The organism is Corallococcus sp. CA054B (assembly GCF_003611625.1).
Classification (GTDB): Bacteria; Myxococcota; Myxococcia; order Myxococcales; family Myxococcaceae; genus Corallococcus; species Corallococcus coralloides.
Genome location: NZ_RAVY01000341.1, coordinates 1 through 4,823 on the forward strand (window position 1 = coordinate 1; position 4,823 = coordinate 4,823).

The 4,823-nt window shown below is 70.8% G+C and carries 2 protein-coding genes; both read left to right on the plus strand.

The features are described 5' to 3' along the window. Positions 1-10: 10 nt before the first annotated feature. Positions 11-3,052 (plus strand): DUF4175 family protein, encoded by a 3,042-nt coding sequence (locus D7V80_RS40185; protein WP_120593051.1) that lies wholly within the window; start codon positions 11-13, stop codon positions 3,050-3,052. Then, positions 3,049-4,815, plus strand: a complete 1,767-nt coding sequence (locus D7V80_RS40190) for a peptidase MA family metallohydrolase (protein ID WP_120593050.1) — start codon at positions 3,049-3,051, stop codon at positions 4,813-4,815. The genes D7V80_RS40185 and D7V80_RS40190 overlap by 4 nt, the downstream gene beginning before the upstream one ends. Positions 4,816-4,823 lie beyond the last annotated feature (8 nt).

A 4,823-nucleotide genomic window follows, 5' to 3' on the forward strand; every position in this document is an offset into this window, starting at 1 on the left:
CTCCGGAGGCGTGGCGGAGCTGCTCGCCCAGGTGCGTGCCCGCCAGCGCCGCCAGCTCTGGGCCCAGGGCCTGCTGCTGGGCGCCGTCGCGGCCCTCGTGCTCCTGTTCGCCACAGGCCTCCTGGGCCGCGTCGTGCCGGGGCTCGCCCGGAGCCTCCTGTGGCTCGCCCTGCCCGTGGGCGCGGCGGTGGCGTACGTCTTTGGCGTGGTGCTCGCGCACCGGCAGGTGGGCGACGACGCTCGCACCGCCCGGCTCGTGGGCCAGCGCCGCCCGGAGCTGTCGCTGGACGTGCTCGCCGCGGTGGAGCTGTCGCGTGAGCGCCGTGAAGAAGCCGGCTGGTCCCCTCAACTCGCCGACGCGTTCCTCCGGCAGATGGACGAGCGCGCCCGCACGGTGGACCCCGGACTCGTGGTGGACCGCCAGCCGCTGCGCCGCGTGGCCATGGCGTGCGGCGGCGGGGTGCTCCTGCTCGCGGTGCTGATGTTCTTCGTGGGTGGCCGCTGGGCCGCGGGCTGGAAGCACCTGCGCGAGCAGGCCGCGCGCCCGGAGACCGCCGCGCAGGCGGAGCCCATCACCGGCGACATCGAGCTGACCTACCGCTACCCCGCGTACACCGGCCTCGCGCCGCGCACCGTGCCCGGCACCAACGGCGAGGTCAGCGCGCCCGCCGGCACCGAGGTCGTGCTGAAGACGCGCTCGGACCGCCCCATCGAGCGCGCGGAGGTGGTGGTCAACGACCAGACGCTGCCCCTCACCGTCACCGGCGGCCGCGAGCTCACCGGCAGCTTCGTGGCGAAGCAGGGCGGCCACTACCACTTCGTCTTCTACGGCGCGCGCGCGAAGCCGCTCGCGGTGGGCCCGGACATCCCGCTCACCGTGGAGGCGGACAAGGCGCCCCAGGTGACGCTGCTCACGCCGTCCACGGAGATTGAAGTCGACCCCGGCCAGACGGTGACGCTCAAGTACGAGGCCACCGACGACTACGGCATGTCCGGACTGTCGCTGGTGTACCGCATGCCCGGCGCGAAGCAGGAGACGCGCGTGAACCTGCCGCGCGAGGACAGCCGCCGCAGCCGGGGCACCTTCAACTGGGACCTGGGCCCGCTCAAGCCCGCCCCCGGCGACCGCATCACCTACTACGTGGAGGCGAAGGACAACGACGCGGTGGAGGGCCCCAAGAAGGGCGTCAGCCGCACGCAGACCCTGCGCGTCTACAGCGCCGCCGAGCACCGCCGCGCCGCCCTGGAGAAGGCCGAGGTCCTGTGGGGCCGCCTCGTGGACCACCTGGCGGACCGCCTGGAGGGCCCGGACCGCGCGAAGCAGAAGGACGCGGCCGCGGTGGAGACCGCGAAGTCCGTGGACTCGAGCGGCCAGCAGCTGGCGGACGACTTCCGCGCGCAAGGCTCCGAGCTGTCCCGGGAGAAGGACGTGCCCAAGGAGATCGTCTCCGCGCTGCTGAACATCGGCGGGGAGCTCAAGCGCAGCGTGGGCACCACCGCCGACTTCCGCCGCCTGTACCTGCGCACCCAGCGCGCGCGCGGCGAGGACTGGGGCACCGGCACCCGGCTCACCGCCGTGGTGGAGGACGAAATCGAGGGCCTGGAGCGCGACATCCTCTACCTGGAGTCGCTCCTGGACCGGCAGAAGCTGGAGGCGCTCCAGGAGCTGACGAAGCAGCTGGTCAACGAGCGCCGCGACCTGTCGCGCCTCATCGAACAGTACAAGGCCAACCCGGACGAGGCCGCGCGCGAGCAGGTGATGCAGCAGCTCCAACAGCTCAAGTCGCGCATCCAGGAGCTGATGCAGCGCATGGCCGAGCTGCGCAAGGGCATCCGCGACGAGCACCTCAACGCGGAGGCGCTGTCGGAGATGATGCAGCAGGAGGACATGCAGGGCGCCATGGATGAGGTCGAGCGCCTGATGCAGGAGGGCAAGGCGGACGAGGCCCTGGCGAAGCTCCAGGAGCTGGGCATGCAGATGGACGAGATGCTCTTGTCCATGGACAAGTCCCAGGAGGACTTCGGCGCGGAGCAGTACCCGGAGCTGGCGGAGAAGTTCGGCAAGTTCATGGACGACCTGCAGGGCACCATGGACGAGCAGCAGAAGGTCGCCGAGCAGACGCGCGCCCTGCGCGACCAGGCCCGCGGCCAGAACCGCGAGCGGCTCAAGGAGAAGGGCCAGGCCCTCAAGGACGAGCTCAACCGCAAGCTGAAGCAGGTGCAGGACGACTACCAGAAGCTCGACCCGGGCCGGCTCAACAGCCGCGCGGCCCGCCCGCTGGAGGAGGCCCAGTCCGAGCTGCGCAACGCGGAGAACGCGCTCAAGGTGGACGACTTCGACCTGGCCGCGGAGTCCGCCGCGCGCGCCGAGGACGCCGCGCGCCAGCTGTCCAGCATGGGCGAGCAGCAGCGTCAGCTGGACGAGATGTTCGGCAACCCGCCGGAGGTGCGCCAGCAGTCCGCGAAGCTCGCGGAGCAGCTCAAGAAGGACGCGCGCGACGTGGCGGACGTGAGCCAGCAGCTGCAGAACCTCTTCCCGCCGCCGGGCTCGCAGCTGTCGCAGCAGGAGAAGCAGCAGCTCCAGCAGCTGGGCCAGCGCCAGCAGCAGCTGGAGCAGCGCGCGCAGGGCCTGCGCCAGCAGATGGAGGACATGGAGCAGACGGCGCCGCTGTTCGGAGAAGAGGCCGGCCAGCAGATGGATGAGATTGGCCAGCGCATGGGCGAGGCGTCCCAGCGCATGCAGGGCAAGGACCCGGGCCGCGGCTACGGTGAACAGCAGGCCGCCATGGAAGGCCTCAAGCGCTTCCAGCAGCAGATGCAGCAGAGCCAGCAGGGCCGCAAGGGCGGCCGCGGGCTGCCCATGCCCATGGGCTCCGGCCGCCGCCAGGAGGGCAACGGCCGCAACCCGCAGGACAAGGTGGAGCTGCCGGACGAGGACGCGTTCCAGGCGCCTCGCGAGTTCCGCAAGGACCTGCTGGACGCGATGAAGCAGGGCGCGCCGGAGAAGTACCGCGAGCAGGTGAAGCGCTACTACGAGGAGCTGGTGAAGTGAGCCGCCGCACGCACGCGACCATTCCTTGCCTGGGCGTCCTGTGCGCCCTCGTCCTCGCCGTCCCCACGGCCTTCGCGCAGCCGCCCGACGCGGCCCTCAAGGAAGAGGTGAAGCAGCGGCTGGGCAAGGTGGAGCAGTCGCTGGACGACTGGGACGTGGGAAGCGCCCGCCGCGAGCTCGCCGAGGTCGAGAAGCGCGTGCCCTCCGAGATGGAGCCCCTGAAGTACTTCCAGGGGCGCGTGGCCTTCGAGGAGGGCCAGTACGACGAGGCGGTGACGCTGCTGGAAGGCGCCAACATCGAGGACAAGCCGGGCAGCTACCTGCGGCTCGCCAAGGACACGCGCGCCATCGTCAAGGACCACCAGCGCGCGGAGAGCGAGCACTTCATCTTCTTCTACCCGAAGGGCAAGGAGGAGATCCTGGTGCCCTACGCGCTGGAGACGCTGGAGGCCATCCACCGGGCGCTCGCGGAGGACCTGGGCTGGACGCCGCCGGGCAAGGTGCGCGTGGAGGTGGTGAACAACGCGCGCGAGCTGTCCCGCGTCAGCACGCTGACGGAGAAGCAGATCCGCACCACGGGCACCATCGCCATCTGCAAGTTCAACAAGCTGATGGTCACGAGCCCCAAGGCCGTGGCGCAGGGCTACGACTGGCAGGACACGCTGGCGCACGAGTACGTGCACCTGGTGGTCAGCCAGCTGTCCCACAACACCGTGCCCATCTGGCTGCACGAAGGCCTGGCCAAGTTCCTGGAGTCGCGCTGGCGCGGCAAGGGCGGCCTGGCCATGACGCCGTCCACGCAGGCACTGCTGGGCAAGCGCGTGAAGGAGGACAAGCTCATCCCCTTCGAGAAGATGCACCCCTCCATCGCCATGCTGCCCACGGCGGAGGACGCGGCCACCGCGTTCGCGGAGGTGTTCTACGCCATCGACTACATCCACGGCACCCAGGGCACCGCGGGCCTGCGCACCCTCTTGCAGGAGCTGAAGGCGGGCCAGCCGGACAAGAAGGCGGTGGAGGCGGCGACGGGCATGCCCTTCCCCCTCTTCGAGAAGACCTGGCTGTCCTACGTGAAGAAGCAGCCCTTCCCGCAGGAGCTGGTGCCGCGCGACGACCGCGTGGTGCTCAAGGAGGACGCCAAGGGCGCGCGGAAGGACAGCGAGAAGAAGGGGCGCGAAATCTCCTTCGGCGGCTTCTCCGAGGTGACCGAAGTCCCCGCGCGCAAGTTCGCGCACCTGGGCGAAGTGCTGCGCGAGCGCAACCGCGTGAAGGCCGCGGCGGAGGAGTACGCGCGGGCGCACAAGCTGGTGGGCGACAAGTACGAGTCGGTGTCCAACAAGTTCGCGCTCGCGCTCCTGGAGCTGCGCCGGCTGGATGAGGCGGAGTCCGTGCTGCGCGGCTCGCTGCGCATGCACCCGGGCTCGCCCTCCACCAACGTGCACCTGGGCCGCATCCTGCTGTTCCGCAAGGACTACCCGAAGGCGAAGACGGCGTACCTGGAGGCGCTGGCCTCGGATCCGTTCGACCCGGAAATCCACGTGGCCCTCACGCGCATCCACGGCGCGCTGGGGGAGACGGCGCTCGCGTCGCGCACGCGCCTGGCCGCCGCCAACCTCACGGGCCTCAAGCCCGACGACGTGGACCGCGCCGCCCAGGCCTTCCTGCGCGCCGAGGACGAGCTGTCGGAGACGAAGAACGTCCCCGCCGGCACGCCCGACGCCCCGAAGCCCGCGCCCAAGCCGGCGCCGGCCCCCGCGAAGTAGCCCTCCTC